The organism is Streptomyces fructofermentans (genome assembly GCF_014651055.1).
Taxonomy (GTDB): Bacteria; Actinomycetota; Actinomycetes; order Streptomycetales; family Streptomycetaceae; genus Streptomyces; species Streptomyces fructofermentans.
Genome location: NZ_BMWD01000004.1, coordinates 323,726 through 336,735, shown reverse-complemented (window position 1 = coordinate 336,735; position 13,010 = coordinate 323,726). Strand labels below are relative to the sequence as shown.

Sequence of the window (13,010 nt, the reverse complement as noted above, 5' to 3'; positions counted from 1 at the left end):
TCTTGGGCGGTGGGTGATTTACGGGTGGGGCCGTGGGCGGCACGTGACCGGAGGCGTGACGGTCCGGGGGTGGGGGCGGGGGCGGGGGTGCGGCCGGCCCGGCCGGCTCAGTTGGCCCACGGGGGTGCCAGGACCGTGCCGTCGGCCAGCTCGGCCCGCAGGCCGACGGAGGTGGTGACCCAGGAGACCGCGGTCTCCCCGCCCGGGTTCTCGACGGCGAGCGTCGAACCCGCGTGGACGACGACCGTGTCGCCCGCGGTGATCCGTTCGGCGCGGCCGTCGAGCGTCATCAGCAGTTCGCCCGCGAGGAGATGGAACACCTCCTCGCGGTCGACGGTGTGGGAGGGGGCCTTCGTGCCCGCGGGGATCTCGCCCCGCCAGGCGCACAGCTCCCTGCTCCCGCTGCGGGGAGAGGCGTACGAGACGAAGCGCGCGCCGTGGATCTCGTGGACGACGGCCTCGGACGAACGGATGACGGGCACGACTGCCTCCAAAGTGGTCAAGCTACTTGACTATATGGCTCTATGGTCAAGCAGCTTGACCGAACCGTCAAGGGTGTTTCAATGCATGCGTGGAGAACTCCGAGGCCATGGCCCTGTCCGCCGCGCTGCTCGCCGCCGCGGGTGAACTCACGCAGCGCATCCATGAGGGCGTCGTCGCCCGCGGCTTCGAGGGGTTGCGGCCGGCGCACGGCTTCGCGTTCGCCCGGCTCGCGCCGGGCGGCGCGACCGTCACCGAGCTGGGCGCCCACCTGGGCATGACGAAGCAGGGCGCGAGTCAGCTCGTCGACGAGATCGTCCGCAGGGGGTACGCCGAACGGCGGCCGCACCCCGACGACGCGCGGGCCCGGCTGATCGTGCTGACCGAGCGCGGCCGGGACTGCACGCGGGCAGCCGAGGAGTCCGCCGCGGAAGCCGTCGCGGCGTGGGCCGAACTGCTGGGTGAGGGTGAAGTGCGGGCGTTGCGCGACGGTTTGCTGCGGATCGCGCCCTACGGTCCCATCAGGCCCGCCTGGTGACGGTTCCACGACACGAGTAAGCACTCCCGGTTAGCACTGGAAGTTTTTACTGACGCGTAACTTCACTCTTTTACTACTTGCCCGTAATTTGACAAGAGAACAGCATCCTCGTGATCCGGATCACAGGGCGTACGCCGTCGCAACTCCCTTGAGCCGCAAGGAGATCACCCGATGCTGCCCTGGAAGCGCCTGCTCAGACCCCTGGCCGCGCTGCTGCTGACCGCCGCAGTCTCCGTCGTCCCCGCCGCCACCGCCCACGCCGGATCCGCGCCCAGCAGGGGATGGAACGACTACTCCTGCAAGCCCTCCGCCGCCCACCCCAGGCCCGTGGTGCTCGTCCACGGCACCTTCGCCAACTCCGTCGACAACTGGCTCGGCCTCGGCCCCTACCTGGTCAACCGCGACTACTGCGTCTACGCCCTCGACTACGGGCAGCTGCCCGGCGTGCCGTTCTTCAACGGCCTCGGCCCCATCGGCAAGTCGGCGGAGCAGCTGAAGACCTTCGTCGACAGGGTGCTCGCCGCGACCGGCGCGGCCGAGGTCGACCTCGTCGGCCACTCCCAGGGCGGCCTGATGCCCCGTCACTACCTGAAGTTCCTCGGTGGTGCGGCCAAGGTGAACGCCCTCGTCGGAATCGCCCCCGACAACCACGGCACCACCCTGCACGGACTCACCAAGCTGCTCGCGTACTTCCCCGGCGCGGGCGACCTGCTCTCCACGGCCACCCCGGCCCTGGCCGACCAGGTGGCCGGCTCCGCCTTCCTGACCAGGCTCAACGAGGGAGGCGACACCGTCCCGGGAGTCCGCTACACGGTCATCGCCACCCGGTACGACGAGGTGGTCACGCCGTACAGGTCGCAGTTCCTGGACGGCCCGAACGTACACAACGTGCTGATCCAGGACCGGTGCGCCCTCGACCTCTCCGAGCACGCCGCGATCGGGCTGATCGACCGGATCGCCTTCCACGAGGTGACGAACGCCCTTGACCCGGCGCGCGCCACCCCGACCACCTGTCTCTCGGTCATCGGCTGACGGACGGGAGCACCCCGGTCGGACCGGCCCGTGCCGGTCCGACCGGATCCGCTAGCGGGTGCGGCCTGCGTTCGCCGCACGGCGGCGGGCCGAGGCGAACAGCGCCGCGGAGCCGACCGCCAGGGTGGCCGCCCCGCCCATCGCGAGATACCCGGTGGTCGGGGAGCCGCCGGTCTCGGCCAGGTTCTCCGTGCCGCCCGCGGGCTCGGCGGCCGTCCCCGTGTCCTTGCCTGTCGCGGTGCCTGTGTCGGGCGAGGTGTCGTCCGTCGCCCCGTCGGAGGACCCGCCCCCGTCCGCGGTGCCCGCGGCGGCCGTGACCGTGGCCTGGGTGCTCGGGTCGTCGTCGCCGTGGCCGCCGTGCTCCACGGACGACTCGTCGGCGCCGTCCGAGATCTCCTCGTCGGTCGGCGCCGAGGCGGTCGGCGCCGCCGAGGCCCCGGCCGTCCCGCCGCCCGCGCCGAACACGACGTCGGAGCACGTGTAGAAGGCCTCGGGGGAGTCCGAGCGCTGCCAGATCGAATAGATCAGGTGGCGGCCCGACTTGGCCGGGACGACCCCGTCGAAGACGTACTCCCCGTTCACCAGTCGCGGGTCGGTGACCTTCAGGAACGGCTTGGCCTCCAGGTCCGACCACGCCAGCGGCTTCGTCGGGTCGTAGCCGTCCTTGGTGACGTACAGCTCGAACGAGCCCTTGTGCGGGGCGGTCCCCTTGTACCGGAACGTGTGCTTGCCGGAGGCCAGCCGGCCGGCAGGCCAGTCGGCACGGGCCAGGTCGAGGCCCTTGAACTTGTCGTTGCCCGCGCTGCACAGCTTGCCGTCGGGGATGATCTGCTTCGACCTGCCCGCCGCGTCGGCGATGTTGACGCCGTTCCAGTCGTACAGGGCCTGCGTGCCGCCGGCCGCGACCGCGGCCTTGCACGCGGCGGACCTCGGGTTCTCCGGCCCCTCCGCGAAGCAGCCCGCCACCCGGCTCACCGGGTCGGTCATCGATCCGTGGGCGGCCGCCGGGGCGGCGGCGAGCACGGTCAGGACGAGCGGCGCCGCACCGGCGGCGACTGCGGTGGCGAGGGCGGCGGCCTTGCGGCGAGCGGGCATGGGGGTACTCCTCGAAGCGGAACTGGGGGTGCCTGTGAGCCTTGCGGCGATCAGCAAGCTAGCCCCTCGAAACCGCCGAATCGCCTGCTCGGAGCGGGTGGAGGCGATCCTTATGGTGCCGTTAAGACAGGGCTAACTGAGGGCTCAGGCAGAGCGGTTGAAGAGCCCTGCCTCACCTGCGGGCGAACGGCGCCACTGTCCGTGGCAGTTCATGTTCGTCCGCAGGCGGACGCGTCAGTTGGCTCCCCGTATGGCTCCCGGCTGGGCAGTGGATCGACGCGGCAAGACAGGAGGGCCGGCTCCAGCGCAGGGGGCGACGCAGCTCCAACGGAAGCAATGTCCATTCGCCACTCAGCGATCTCAATGCTCCCCCCTCTGGCGTTGCTGAACGTAACCGCGTAGCTTCTGAAGGTCACGAGGGGTTGGGGGGCCAGACTTGGACGTGCCATGGGAGCTCATGCATGAGCCCACCGAGGACAGCGGCAGCGATACCGCAGATCGATACCGATATCAATATCAAGTCATCGCGCGACACTGTACCGAGTTCGGAAACAGTGAGCTTCTTTGGGTGCTTTGCGAATGGCACACCGACTACGTACTCGCACTATCGGGACACCGTTTCGTTCTAGTGAGTGTCAAACATCGCGAAAGAAGCAAGGGGAACTGGACCCTCACGAGTCTCTGTGACGACGGAGGGCTCAACACTCTTCGTGCCCGGTGGGAAGAGTGCAATAAGCCAGATCAAGTTCGTCTGGCGACTAACGGTGCACTGGATCGTAGATCCAAGCAACTAGCTAAAGCTTGCGCTACAGGAGACGCCAAACTTCTCAAAGATTTTTCCGAAGAACTTTATTTGAAGCTAGGTTGCGCCACCCCGCGCGACGCAATTGAATTCTTGATGCGGTTAAGGGTGGAAGCTGAGCTGCCACCTCGGAAGCACATCAGAGCTATTAATACTGAATCCTACGTTCGGTCGATGCTGAGGCGTCAAGGGAAACGCAACCTTGAGGCGGGGCGGGTATACGACTCCATCGTTCAAGTCGTCGAGGAAGCTTCTCGGTCTGTAGCAGACAACCGAGAGGATGTGACGTGGACTCTCTCTTGCTTTAACTCTCTGGATTACGACACCCTCAGAGAAGAAGACATCGCGCGGCGTCTCATTACCGCTGAAGCCATAGCAAGTGCTGTCAACCGTGTTCCCACGTTTGACAACCCTCTTCTGCAGACGAACCTCACGCTTCACGGTCAGACAGAGACCAGACTGGCAAAGAAGTTGCGGCAAGGGGGCATCGGCGAGACGGGAATTCAATCTGCTCGCAGGACGCGACGCTCTTGGACGGCTTTTGCCGCCCAATACAGTTCTCCTTTGCCTCTTGAGGGTGACCTGATAGACGATCTCACTACGCGCGTCCTCCACGAAGCCGCGATGGCTGAGGCGGAGAGTTTTAACCCTGACTCGACATACGGTCGAGAGATGCTCAAGGTCCTGCACGGAAAACTTACTCCGGACAGCATTGGAGCGCCTTCTGGAATAGATCTGGATCGCCTGCACCTGCTTGGCCTTGCCTACCAACTCACTGATGAATGCAAGATCTGGTGGTCGCCAGAGTTCGATCTATCTGATAGCGAAGAGGAGGTAGCCTGATGCGCGCCGATGAACATCTCGAATATCACATGGCGCGTCTCCTTATCCTTCTTCATCACTTTGGAAAGCCGAATTCTAAAGGACTCGACGGACTAACCAAGCTTGCAAAGTTAGATTTTCTACTTAGGTATCCATCGTTCACAGATCACCTGCTTTCATCCCGAGGAGCAAGTTGGCCGCTTGGCTGCGAGCCAAGCCCTGATGAGCTCAATGCTGTGGAAAGCAGAATGATCCGCTATAAGTACGGACCGTGGGATCATCGCTATTTCCTACTGATCGGGAGACTTGTAGGTTACGAGCTAGCCGAAACCGTAAACGGGAAGGGCCGCGTTTCTATCCGCCTTACCGAGAAAGGCGACACTCTGGCCACGCAGTTGGCCTCAACCTCGGATTGGAGCATGACGTACAAGAGATCAGAGATGTTGCGCCAAAACTTCAACTTGTCGGGAAATAGGCTCAAACAGATGATTTATGAATCACTCCCCGACGCCATGAATCGCCCTCATTGGGAGGAGATTTAATTGGGTGCCACTGTTCGACTTCACCAGCTCGCCATCAAGACTCGTACCGACCAGGCCGTATTCCCGTTTAGTGACCAAGTCACTGTGGTAACTGGGAGCATCGGTGTTGGTAAAAGCAGTCTCCTGGAGCTGCTCAAGTTTGGGCTGGGCGCTACGTCCGCCAAACTCATGCCGGCAGTGGAACAAAATGTTACATCTGTTGAGATTCAAGTGACCCTCGGGAGTCGCCGATACACGCTAATCAGGGAGGTTGGTAAAAATAACGTCGATGTCGTAGACCATTCAACAGGCGAATTGATCGGGCCGTGGTCAGCGACCAACAAGAAATATATGCCTAAGGCTAGTCAGGAACTGTTGGCAGCCCTTGGTCTACCCGCTGATCTTCGAATCCCGAGGAAGCGAAGCAAGCCTACAAGTGAAACCGTAGGGGTAAGTTTCTTCGACCTATACAAGTACATCTATCTTGGTCAAAATGACATTGATACGCAGGTTGTAGGCCATACCAATTCTCACCTTGACCTAAAGCGCCGAGCAGTCTTTGAGTTGGTTTACGGGTTGAATTCTCCGGAGCTTATTGATCTGGCCATTCTGAAAGGGAAATGGACCGATAGGGCTGCTCAGCTAAAATCTAGAGCGGAGGCTATTAAGGACTTCCTAGCGCAAGCCGAAGAACCTGAGCTAGAGCAACTAGAGAGCCTTGAGCAGGAAACTAGGCGAGCGCTGGAAGAGGCAACGTCTCTGCTGGACAGTGTGCGTACCGAAAGTGACGCAGTTCTGGAAGCTCAGCGCGGCACCCGCCAGCGCGTGAGTCAGCTCAGAGGGCAATTGAGTGAACTGATCGCAGTACGCGACGCAACTGCTGCTGATGTCCGCAAAAGCGAGTCATTGATGGCTCAACTGCGCCTGGATCAGCAAGCATTGCAGCGAGCCGATGTCGCGCACCGGGCTCTTAGCGGGCTCGAATTCTCTTCATGTCCACGATGCCTACAAGATGTGAGAGATCGTGACGTACCGAGCGGCCACTGCCTACTGTGCACGCAGCCCGAGGAGGTTTATAGCGAATTCGATAGTGGAGAGCTAAAACGGCTCGCCGCTCAGATCGGTGAGACTCAGTCCCTGATGGAAGAGGATGAGGGCTCGCTAGAGGATCAGCAGGTCAAGGTGCGGCAAGTAGAGGAAGACCTAGCCGAATTGACGATGGAGTTGGAACGCGCTGCCTCAGCGATGATTAGCCCGCAACTTGAAGAGGTCCAAACGCTCGCAATGGAAATTGCAAGATTTGAAGCTCAACTTGAAAAAATTGAATCCTCTGCAGCGCGCTGGAGCAACTATCAGAGTTCAGTTGACGCGGCTAGCGATGCCGAAGAGGAGGCAATGCGGGTTGCTCAACAAGAAGCAGCACTTCAGGACGATCTTTCCAGTAATCAGTCGCGGATCGATGATCTTTCAATCGTATTCAATGAGATTGTTGGCGCCCTGCAGCTCCCCTGGTATTCGAGTGCGGAGATTGACAAGGATACATACCTACCCATTGTGAACGGTGCAAAGTTCGACGATCTCTCAGTGGGGGGCGCTCGAAAGACGATCGTCAATCTTGCCTACCACCTAGCAAACCTGCAATATGGGCTAACTCACCCAGATACCCTCTACCCAACCTTGTTGATCGTCGACAGTCCTCGGAAGAACATCGGGCAGACCGCAGAGGATTCAATTGTTGGTGAGAAGGTGTACGAGTACATCATGCACCTCCGGGCCGAATTTGAGGGATCATTCCAAATGATCATCGCCGACAATAGTGTTCCCGCCGGTACCCCTGAGGGATACGCTGAACTGCACTTCACTTACGATGCACCGTTGGTTCCGGGCGTCAGTCATCCAGGTGAAGGAGTGGAAACCGTCTGATGATGAGCTCTGCTGTTCGCGATCGGGATGAGCGGTGACTGAGAGCCCACTTACCCTCTGAGTGCGGGCTAATCGTAGAACTCGACAACTGCCCAGGTTAGGACTGTAGGTTCAGGTCATTGACCGGCGGGTGCCTGGGCCGCGGAAAGCACGCTTATGAGGCGCCTCGATCGCACGTCGACCTGATGCGGAGACGATGGGCGCCCGCTTGCGTTGGGGACTCAAGCACTGCTCATGTACTCGTCGGGCGGAGGCGTACCGGTGCCAGATTGCCCGGCAAGTGTGTCTGCCCCGGAGTCACACCGCCGTGGGATCCTTGGCTACGAACGAGAGACGATGTGAGGGGAGTCGAGGTGCCAGACGCCAGTCCGCGCGGGACCTATCTGGTCATCGCGGCTGTGCTGCGAGCAAAGATCAGAGAGGGAGAGCCGTTGCCTTCGGAGTCGGCCCTCATGCGCTCTCACAGCGTCTCGCGGAACACCGTGCGTCGCGCGCTCAAGACGCTGGAAGCGGACGGCATCGTCGAGTCCGTACCTGGCGTCGGATGGCGCAGCACTCGGCCAGGTGACCGCCGATCGCTTGCCGATCGCATGAACGATGTGATCGCGGAGGACTCGCTTGCGGTAGGCGACACGTACCCGTCAGAGGCAAAGTTGTGCGAGCGGTTCGGCGTATCCCGAACCGCAGTTCGTCGCATCCTTGCGCAGATGGAGGGGAACGGATTGCTCGCCACCGTGCACGGGAGAGGGCGCACGGTGCGCGCCCTCCCAGCGCCCATGGCGCGGCCGTAGTCTTGGCCACCATGGGACTGACTGAGTGGGCGTACTCGCTCTCAGAGGCGATGCTGTCCGAACCGTTGCCGCGTCGGTGGGCGCACTCTCTTGGGGTCGCCAAGCGTGCTCGCTCGTTGCGCCCGATCCTGGGTGCCGATGCGGAGCTGCTTGAAGCCGCGGCCGTGCTGCATGACGTCGGGTACTCGCCGGCCATCGCCACCACAGGCTTTCACCCGCTGGACGGCGCGCGATTCCTCCGGGATCAGGAAGGAGCGGATGAGCGTGTGGTTCGTCTCGTCGCTCACCACTCTTGCGCGCTGTTGGAGGCCGAGGAGCGCGGACTGAGGCGGGAACTTGAGGGGGAGTTCGAGCTAGAGCGTCCGGACCTGGTCGACGCCCTGGTGTACTGCGACATGACGACAACGCCCGACGGGACACCGACCACGCCGTCCGCGCGGCTGGACGAGATCGTGAAGCGGTACGGTCCCGACACGATCGTCGGACGGTTCATTCAGCGCGCGTCTCCCGAGATCTACGCAGCGTCGGAGCGTGTTGAGAGCCGGTTGGTGCTGGTCTCTGCCGACGATTAGCCGATGTAGGGTTCCCCCCGCGATTCATCCAATCCGTGCCGAATGCGCAACATCATCGACGGGTGGATATCCAGTCCGTCTAGGTCCGCCGGGTTTACCCAGCGGACCTCTTTCGATTCACTGCTTGTGCGCAGGGAACCGCCCGTGGGGTGAGCCCGGAAGCAGATAGAAAACTGTTGCCGGACTTCCCCGTCGTCGTATGCCAACACGTGAGCAGGGTCAGTGTAAAGGCCGATGATGTTGTCGACTTCAACCTGGATTCCTGTCTCTTCCAAGACTTCCCGGACGACTGTTTCACCGATACGTTCGCCAATGTCGTGACCGCCGCCAGGAAGGGCCCATAGGCCGTTGTCGGTCTTATGGATGAGGAGCAGCTGCCCTGAGTCGTCCTGGACAACTGCGGTGACTGAGGGCACCACTGAGTTGGCTTGCGGAGCGTTCGGGTCGCGGAAGTAGTCAATGCGGCTCATCAGTGCGTGCCTTCCCATTCGGCCGGCGAGGAGATCGGTCGGGCGGACTCCCAGACCCTCTCAACACTCTCAGCGTAGGAGTCGAAGAGTTCTCCGCCGGGGACGCGTCGCAGGTGAAGTACAGGGGCCATGTAGGCGCCGACGCCGTAGAGATGGCCGTTCGCCAGCATCTCGTCATCGGCTCGATAGATCGAGTTATAGAGGGTGGTGCCATGTAGGCGAAACTCCACCCCCGGGAGACGGAAGAGCGGACCGTAGTTGATGAGTGCGTTCCGGATCTTCCCTCCCATCGTCGCACCGATTCCTTCGTCTTCCCCGCGCACTGCTACAGCGGACGACGTCGGCTCTCCCAGCATGAAGCGAATCGGGACCCCCTCGGCGGACTTCTCTCTCACGATTCGGTGGAACGTCGCGTCTTCTGTGAGCCAAAAGCCGGAGTACACCAGCACATCGAATTGCCGCGTCGATTTTGAGTAGAGGTTCGTCCATAGTGTTTGCATCACGACGGACCGGTGTGGATAGAGCCTGACTAATTCCGCGTTTCCAGAGGCCGTGACTTCAGCCGAGGTGCGTTCGTCGGGCCATAGGTACGACACTTCACACTTCAGCAGTGAGGCGGTGGCGTACTGAAAGCGACGGTACGGCTTGCGCTCGGGGTCGTTGATCCATCGCTCAACCGTCTTGGGTGCGACCCCGAGTCGCTCGGCAACCTCATCGAGCGTCAGGCCCAAGTCCACTATCGCGCCGCGTAGTCGCTCGTTCGCCATGCCAACCTCCGTCCAGCCGGGACGACTTGGTACGACTTCACGCTATCCAAGAACGACCCAGGTCGTACAGGTGCGAAGTCGAGCGTCGTCGGTGTCGGCGCCAGGCTGTAGGTACATCGCGGCGAGGGGCTCACCGAACTTCAAAAAGCCGAAGGGCTTGACCGGGCGAACCTCTCTCTGCATGATGAGGAACACGTACTACATGTACCTCTTAGGGCGGGGACGCTGCAATCCCGCTAAAGGCCAGGTGGAACAGGGTTTCGGCCCGTACTGGCGAGGTGGCCCGGCGACCGCGAGCAACGGCCGGAGTGTGGGGACTGGGTCCCCCTTGCAGTGCTGGTTCTTGTTCCTTCGATCTTCGGGAGTGCTGTGCGTCAACGAATGCTTTGGCGTCGCCGTGATGGACCGACCGGCGGCGCCTGCAGAGAAACTCTCCGGTCCGTCTTCTGGTTTCGCGGCGCCTTGTGCCGCGGCCGGCTGCCTCTCCCGTCCGTCCGTTCCGCTCACTGCGTGAGGACGTACGGACGGGAGCGCGGGGAGCCGGAATTCCCTGGTTCCACAACGGCGCGCGGCCCCGGTGTTCGAGCACCGGGGCCGCTTTTTCGGGCCGTTCCGTCTATGAGGAGAGACGACCCATGAAGTGCATCGTTGCTGGTCATGAAGCCGTTACCGCGACGGAGTTCGCGGAGCTGGCGTTTGGTATCGCCCCGGAGCTGTTCACCGACCCGGCCATGGAGTCCGAGGGTGATCGGGTGGTGCGGCTGGACGTGGCGCGCGAGGTGCTCGCGGAGCTGCGGGAGTCGGACCCGCCGGCCGCGGCGTACGCGGAGACGCTGCTGCGTACGAGCCCGCTGAGGGACGCGCGGGCCGTGGCCCGTCGGCCGCGGACGCGCCGCACGGCGCGCGGCTCCGTGGTGCGTACGGCGGTGGCGGCATGAGTGAGCGCGAGATCCTCGACAGCTTCCCCGCCGGTCACCCGCGCGGTTCCTGGCCGGCGGAGGAGCGGGCCGCAGCCCTGCGGGAGCAGGGCGAGAGCGCCACGGTCGTCATGGACCTGGACACGGACAGCTTCCTGATCATCTCCGAGGGGGCTGCCGTATGAGCGGGACCCTGACGTTTGACGAGGTGGCCGTGCCCCTGCGGGCGCTGCGTCTGCTGGCGGTGGACTTCGGGCACCTGCCGGCTCCGTCCGTGCACGTGTCGACGATCTACCCGGAGCGGCTGGAGTTGTCGTTCTACGACGGCCTCTCCGGCTTCGAGCTGTGGCGGGAAGCCCTGGCGGTCGCCCCGGACGCGGTGACCTACCGGGAGCAGAACGACGGACGGACGGGAACCCTGAGCGCGAGCGTCGACCACGCGGGCGCCACGGTGCTCCTGATCGCTTACACGGATGTCGTCACCCCGGTGTTGGTCGGGGGTGCGGCATGAGTGCTCCGGCCCGCGTCGACGCGTCGTTGACGCCCGTCGAAACCGCGTCGACGCCCGCCGCGGTGGACCACGCGATCACCGCGCTCGCGGCCGTGCTCACGGTGCTCCTGACGGCAGTGGCGTTCTGGCTCTCCTACGAGCATTTGCAGGAAGTCGCCGCGCGTCACGGCATGCAAGAGGCGGTTGCCCGGTCGTGGGCGTGGCCGGCCACGGTGGATCTATTCATCGTGATCGGTGAGTTGCTGATCCTGCGTGCCTCGCTCGCCCACAGGGTGGACTGGTGGGCGATTGGCCTGGTCACCGCAGGTGACGGGGCCTCTATCGCGTTGAATGTGGCGGGTGTCGGTGAGGGTGCCGGGGCCCTGAACTATGTGGTGGCCGCGGTGCCTCCGGTGGCCGCGCTGCTGGCGTTCGGTGCGTTGATGCGGCAGGTGCACGCCTACCTTGCCCGCCGTGCGTCGACGGGCGTCAACCCGCCGCCGACGGACGTCGACGCACCCTCGACGCCCGTCATGGTGAGCGTCGACCGCCCGACCGCCCCGCCGGCTGCCCCGGTGCCTGCGGCTGTGGCCGTGCCGGTGGCTGTGGAGGTTGCGTCGACGCCCGTCACCCCTGCCCCGGTCCCCGTCGACGCCGCGTCGACGCCCGTCGACCTGTGCGCCCCGGTGGTCTACCCGAACCGCGTGGATCAGTTGGTGCGCGCCCTGTACGGCACGGATTTCACGCAGCCGAGCACGGCCCGCATGACGCAGGCGATGGCCGCGGCGGGGCTGGGTGCGTCGGAGTCGACGGCCCGCACCGCGCGCGGACGGGTCAAAGCCCGTGAGCCGCACCTCGCAGACCTCCCGACCGCGCTCACCGGCTGAACGGGAGGACGGCTCCCATGTCGTACTCCTACGCCAAGTGCTTTGACCCCAACGGCGCCCGCCACGGGATCCCTACCTTCCCGTGGCGGGCGCCCCTGACGGTTACGCCACCCGCCGGCAGCTCCGTGCCCGTGGCCTGCGTCCGGGTGGTCAGCCGGTCGCCGGGCAGGTTTTGCGTCCGCGCTACCGGCGCGGCCCGCTGGTCGCCTACCTCTACCGCCTCGACTGCGCCAAGCCCGTTCGCCCGATGACGCCGGCGAAACGGGCCGCACTCGACAAGGCCAACACCGCGCGCCGCACCTGCCCGCAGTGCCGACGGGATGCCGGATACGTCATCCCCACCTCGCTCGGCGTGTGCGTGCCCTGTGCCTACCCCGACGACGAACAGCGCGCCGCCTGAACACCCCATCATCCAGCCTGGAAGGGGCCTTTCATGGCCAGCCCGAAAACCGTCCGTATCCCGCGCCAACGTGGCCGCGGACGGCAGCCGTACATCGTCGTCGTGCCGGAACACCGGCACTCACTGACCGGGCGCGCGGCCTCCGCGCTCGCGCTGCTCGTGTGGGACCACCGCCGTGCACTCGCCCCCACCGGGCTGGCGTTACTGGCGTTCGTGCTCACCGCCGTACTCCACACGCTCGCGTGGTGGGCGGCTCTCGTGCTCGCCCCGGCCGCGCTCGCGCCCCTCGTCTGGTTCGCCCTCGTCCAGCGCCGCCACCCCGCCGACGGATCGGCGCTCGCGTGGCGGATCACGCTCGCGGCCGTCTCCGCTCTCGCCGGGGGATGGACGGCGCTCGCGGTCGCGGCCGGCCCGCTCGCCGGTCCGCTGGAGGTCTGGTGGCTGCTGATCCTGCTCGGCACGCAAACCGCATGGTTCATCGTCCGCCGCACCCACTGACCTAA

16 protein-coding genes and 1 pseudogene are annotated in these 13,010 nt (G+C 64.1%); 13 read left to right on the top strand and 4 right to left on the bottom strand.

What is annotated here, in order from left to right:
• Positions 1-107: 107 nt before the first annotated feature.
• On the bottom strand, positions 108-482 hold the full coding sequence (locus IE265_RS08380; RefSeq protein WP_190034823.1) for a cupin domain-containing protein: 375 nt from the start codon (positions 480-482) through the stop codon (positions 108-110).
• 89 nt (positions 483-571) lie between these two features.
• Between IE265_RS08380 and IE265_RS08375 the strand changes: the two genes are divergently transcribed.
• Both IE265_RS08375 and IE265_RS08370 read left to right on the top strand, forming a co-directional pair.
• A complete protein-coding gene (locus IE265_RS08375) occupies positions 572-1,018 on the top strand; it encodes a MarR family winged helix-turn-helix transcriptional regulator (RefSeq protein WP_190034738.1) in 447 nt (148 codons plus the stop codon).
• Positions 1,019-1,189: 171 nt separating this feature from the next.
• A complete protein-coding gene (locus IE265_RS08370; protein ID WP_190034737.1) occupies positions 1,190-2,050 on the top strand; it encodes an esterase/lipase family protein in 861 nt (286 codons plus the stop codon).
• 51 nt (positions 2,051-2,101) lie between these two features.
• Here IE265_RS08370 and IE265_RS08365 read toward each other — a convergent pair whose 3' ends face one another.
• Positions 2,102-3,145: a lytic polysaccharide monooxygenase auxiliary activity family 9 protein gene (locus IE265_RS08365; RefSeq protein WP_190034736.1), complete on the bottom strand. Its 1,044-nt coding sequence runs from the start codon at positions 3,143-3,145 to the stop codon at positions 2,102-2,104.
• Positions 3,146-3,602: 457 nt separating this feature from the next.
• On the opposite strand from IE265_RS08365, the gene IE265_RS08360 reads away from it, so the two are divergent.
• From IE265_RS08360 to IE265_RS08340, 5 genes are all read left to right on the top strand, one after another.
• Positions 3,603-4,790: a dsDNA nuclease domain-containing protein gene (locus IE265_RS08360; protein WP_190034735.1), complete on the top strand. Its 1,188-nt coding sequence runs from the start codon at positions 3,603-3,605 to the stop codon at positions 4,788-4,790.
• A complete protein-coding gene (locus IE265_RS08355) occupies positions 4,790-5,311 on the top strand; it encodes a hypothetical protein (RefSeq protein ID WP_190034734.1) in 522 nt (173 codons plus the stop codon). Before IE265_RS08360 ends, IE265_RS08355 begins: the two co-directional genes overlap by 1 nt.
• Positions 5,312-7,213: an AAA family ATPase gene (locus IE265_RS08350; RefSeq protein WP_190034733.1), complete on the top strand. Its 1,902-nt coding sequence runs from the start codon at positions 5,312-5,314 to the stop codon at positions 7,211-7,213.
• Positions 7,214-7,566: 353 nt separating this feature from the next.
• Positions 7,567-8,004, top strand: coding sequence for a winged helix-turn-helix domain-containing protein (locus tag IE265_RS08345; protein WP_190034732.1), 438 nt, complete (start codon positions 7,567-7,569; stop codon positions 8,002-8,004).
• Positions 8,005-8,015: 11 nt separating this feature from the next.
• Positions 8,016-8,576, top strand: a complete 561-nt coding sequence (locus IE265_RS08340) for an HD domain-containing protein (RefSeq protein ID WP_190034731.1) — start codon at positions 8,016-8,018, stop codon at positions 8,574-8,576.
• On the opposite strand, the gene IE265_RS08335 is transcribed toward IE265_RS08340, so the two are convergent.
• A complete protein-coding gene (locus tag IE265_RS08335; protein WP_190034730.1) occupies positions 8,573-9,046 on the bottom strand; it encodes an NUDIX domain-containing protein in 474 nt (157 codons plus the stop codon). The genes IE265_RS08340 and IE265_RS08335 overlap by 4 nt on opposite strands.
• Positions 9,046-9,813, bottom strand: coding sequence for a helix-turn-helix domain-containing protein (locus IE265_RS08330; protein ID WP_190034729.1), 768 nt, complete (start codon positions 9,811-9,813; stop codon positions 9,046-9,048). The genes IE265_RS08335 and IE265_RS08330 overlap by 1 nt, the downstream gene beginning before the upstream one ends.
• 635 nt (positions 9,814-10,448) lie before the next feature.
• Here IE265_RS08330 and IE265_RS08325 point away from each other — a divergent pair.
• The 6 genes and pseudogenes from IE265_RS08325 (at position 10,449) to IE265_RS08300 (ending at position 13,005) form a co-directional block, all read left to right on the top strand.
• Positions 10,449-10,751, top strand: a complete 303-nt coding sequence (locus IE265_RS08325) for a hypothetical protein (protein ID WP_190034728.1) — start codon at positions 10,449-10,451, stop codon at positions 10,749-10,751.
• A complete protein-coding gene (locus tag IE265_RS08320; RefSeq protein ID WP_190034727.1) occupies positions 10,748-10,915 on the top strand; it encodes a DUF8839 family protein in 168 nt (55 codons plus the stop codon). Before IE265_RS08325 ends, IE265_RS08320 begins: the two co-directional genes overlap by 4 nt.
• Complete coding sequence (locus IE265_RS08315; protein ID WP_190034726.1) at positions 10,912-11,241, top strand: hypothetical protein; 330 nt, start codon at positions 10,912-10,914, stop codon at positions 11,239-11,241. The genes IE265_RS08320 and IE265_RS08315 overlap by 4 nt, the downstream gene beginning before the upstream one ends.
• A complete protein-coding gene (locus IE265_RS08310) occupies positions 11,238-12,107 on the top strand; it encodes a DUF2637 domain-containing protein (protein ID WP_190034725.1) in 870 nt (289 codons plus the stop codon). Before IE265_RS08315 ends, IE265_RS08310 begins: the two co-directional genes overlap by 4 nt.
• 17 nt (positions 12,108-12,124) lie before the next feature.
• Positions 12,125-12,507: pseudogene (locus IE265_RS08305) on the top strand (RRQRL motif-containing zinc-binding protein).
• A 33-nt stretch (positions 12,508-12,540) separates the two neighbouring features.
• Entirely contained in the window at positions 12,541-13,005 is a 465-nt protein-coding gene (locus tag IE265_RS08300) for a hypothetical protein (protein ID WP_190034724.1), read from the top strand.
• Positions 13,006-13,010 lie beyond the last annotated feature (5 nt).

Bases quoted from the DNA above. Each gene is read 5' to 3' on its own strand.
- IE265_RS08340 (WP_190034731.1), top strand. From the start codon at position 8,016: ATGGGACTGACTGAGTGGGCGTACTCGCTCTCAGAGGCGATGCTGTCC.
- IE265_RS08315 (WP_190034726.1), top strand. From the start codon at position 10,912: ATGAGCGGGACCCTGACGTTTGACGAGGTGGCCGTGCCCCTGCGGGCG.
- IE265_RS08360 (WP_190034735.1), top strand. From the start codon at position 3,603: ATGCATGAGCCCACCGAGGACAGCGGCAGCGATACCGCAGATCGATAC.
- IE265_RS08365 (WP_190034736.1), bottom strand. From the start codon at position 3,145: ATGCCCGCTCGCCGCAAGGCCGCCGCCCTCGCCACCGCAGTCGCCGCC.
- IE265_RS08330 (WP_190034729.1), bottom strand. From the start codon at position 9,813: ATGGCGAACGAGCGACTACGCGGCGCGATAGTGGACTTGGGCCTGACG.
- IE265_RS08300 (WP_190034724.1), top strand. From the start codon at position 12,541: ATGGCCAGCCCGAAAACCGTCCGTATCCCGCGCCAACGTGGCCGCGGA.
- IE265_RS08320 (WP_190034727.1), top strand. From the start codon at position 10,748: ATGAGTGAGCGCGAGATCCTCGACAGCTTCCCCGCCGGTCACCCGCGC.
- IE265_RS08370 (WP_190034737.1), top strand. From the start codon at position 1,190: ATGCTGCCCTGGAAGCGCCTGCTCAGACCCCTGGCCGCGCTGCTGCTG.
- IE265_RS08310 (WP_190034725.1), top strand. From the start codon at position 11,238: ATGAGTGCTCCGGCCCGCGTCGACGCGTCGTTGACGCCCGTCGAAACC.
- IE265_RS08355 (WP_190034734.1), top strand. From the start codon at position 4,790: ATGCGCGCCGATGAACATCTCGAATATCACATGGCGCGTCTCCTTATC.
- IE265_RS08325 (WP_190034728.1), top strand. From the start codon at position 10,449: ATGAAGTGCATCGTTGCTGGTCATGAAGCCGTTACCGCGACGGAGTTC.
- IE265_RS08335 (WP_190034730.1), bottom strand. From the start codon at position 9,046: ATGAGCCGCATTGACTACTTCCGCGACCCGAACGCTCCGCAAGCCAAC.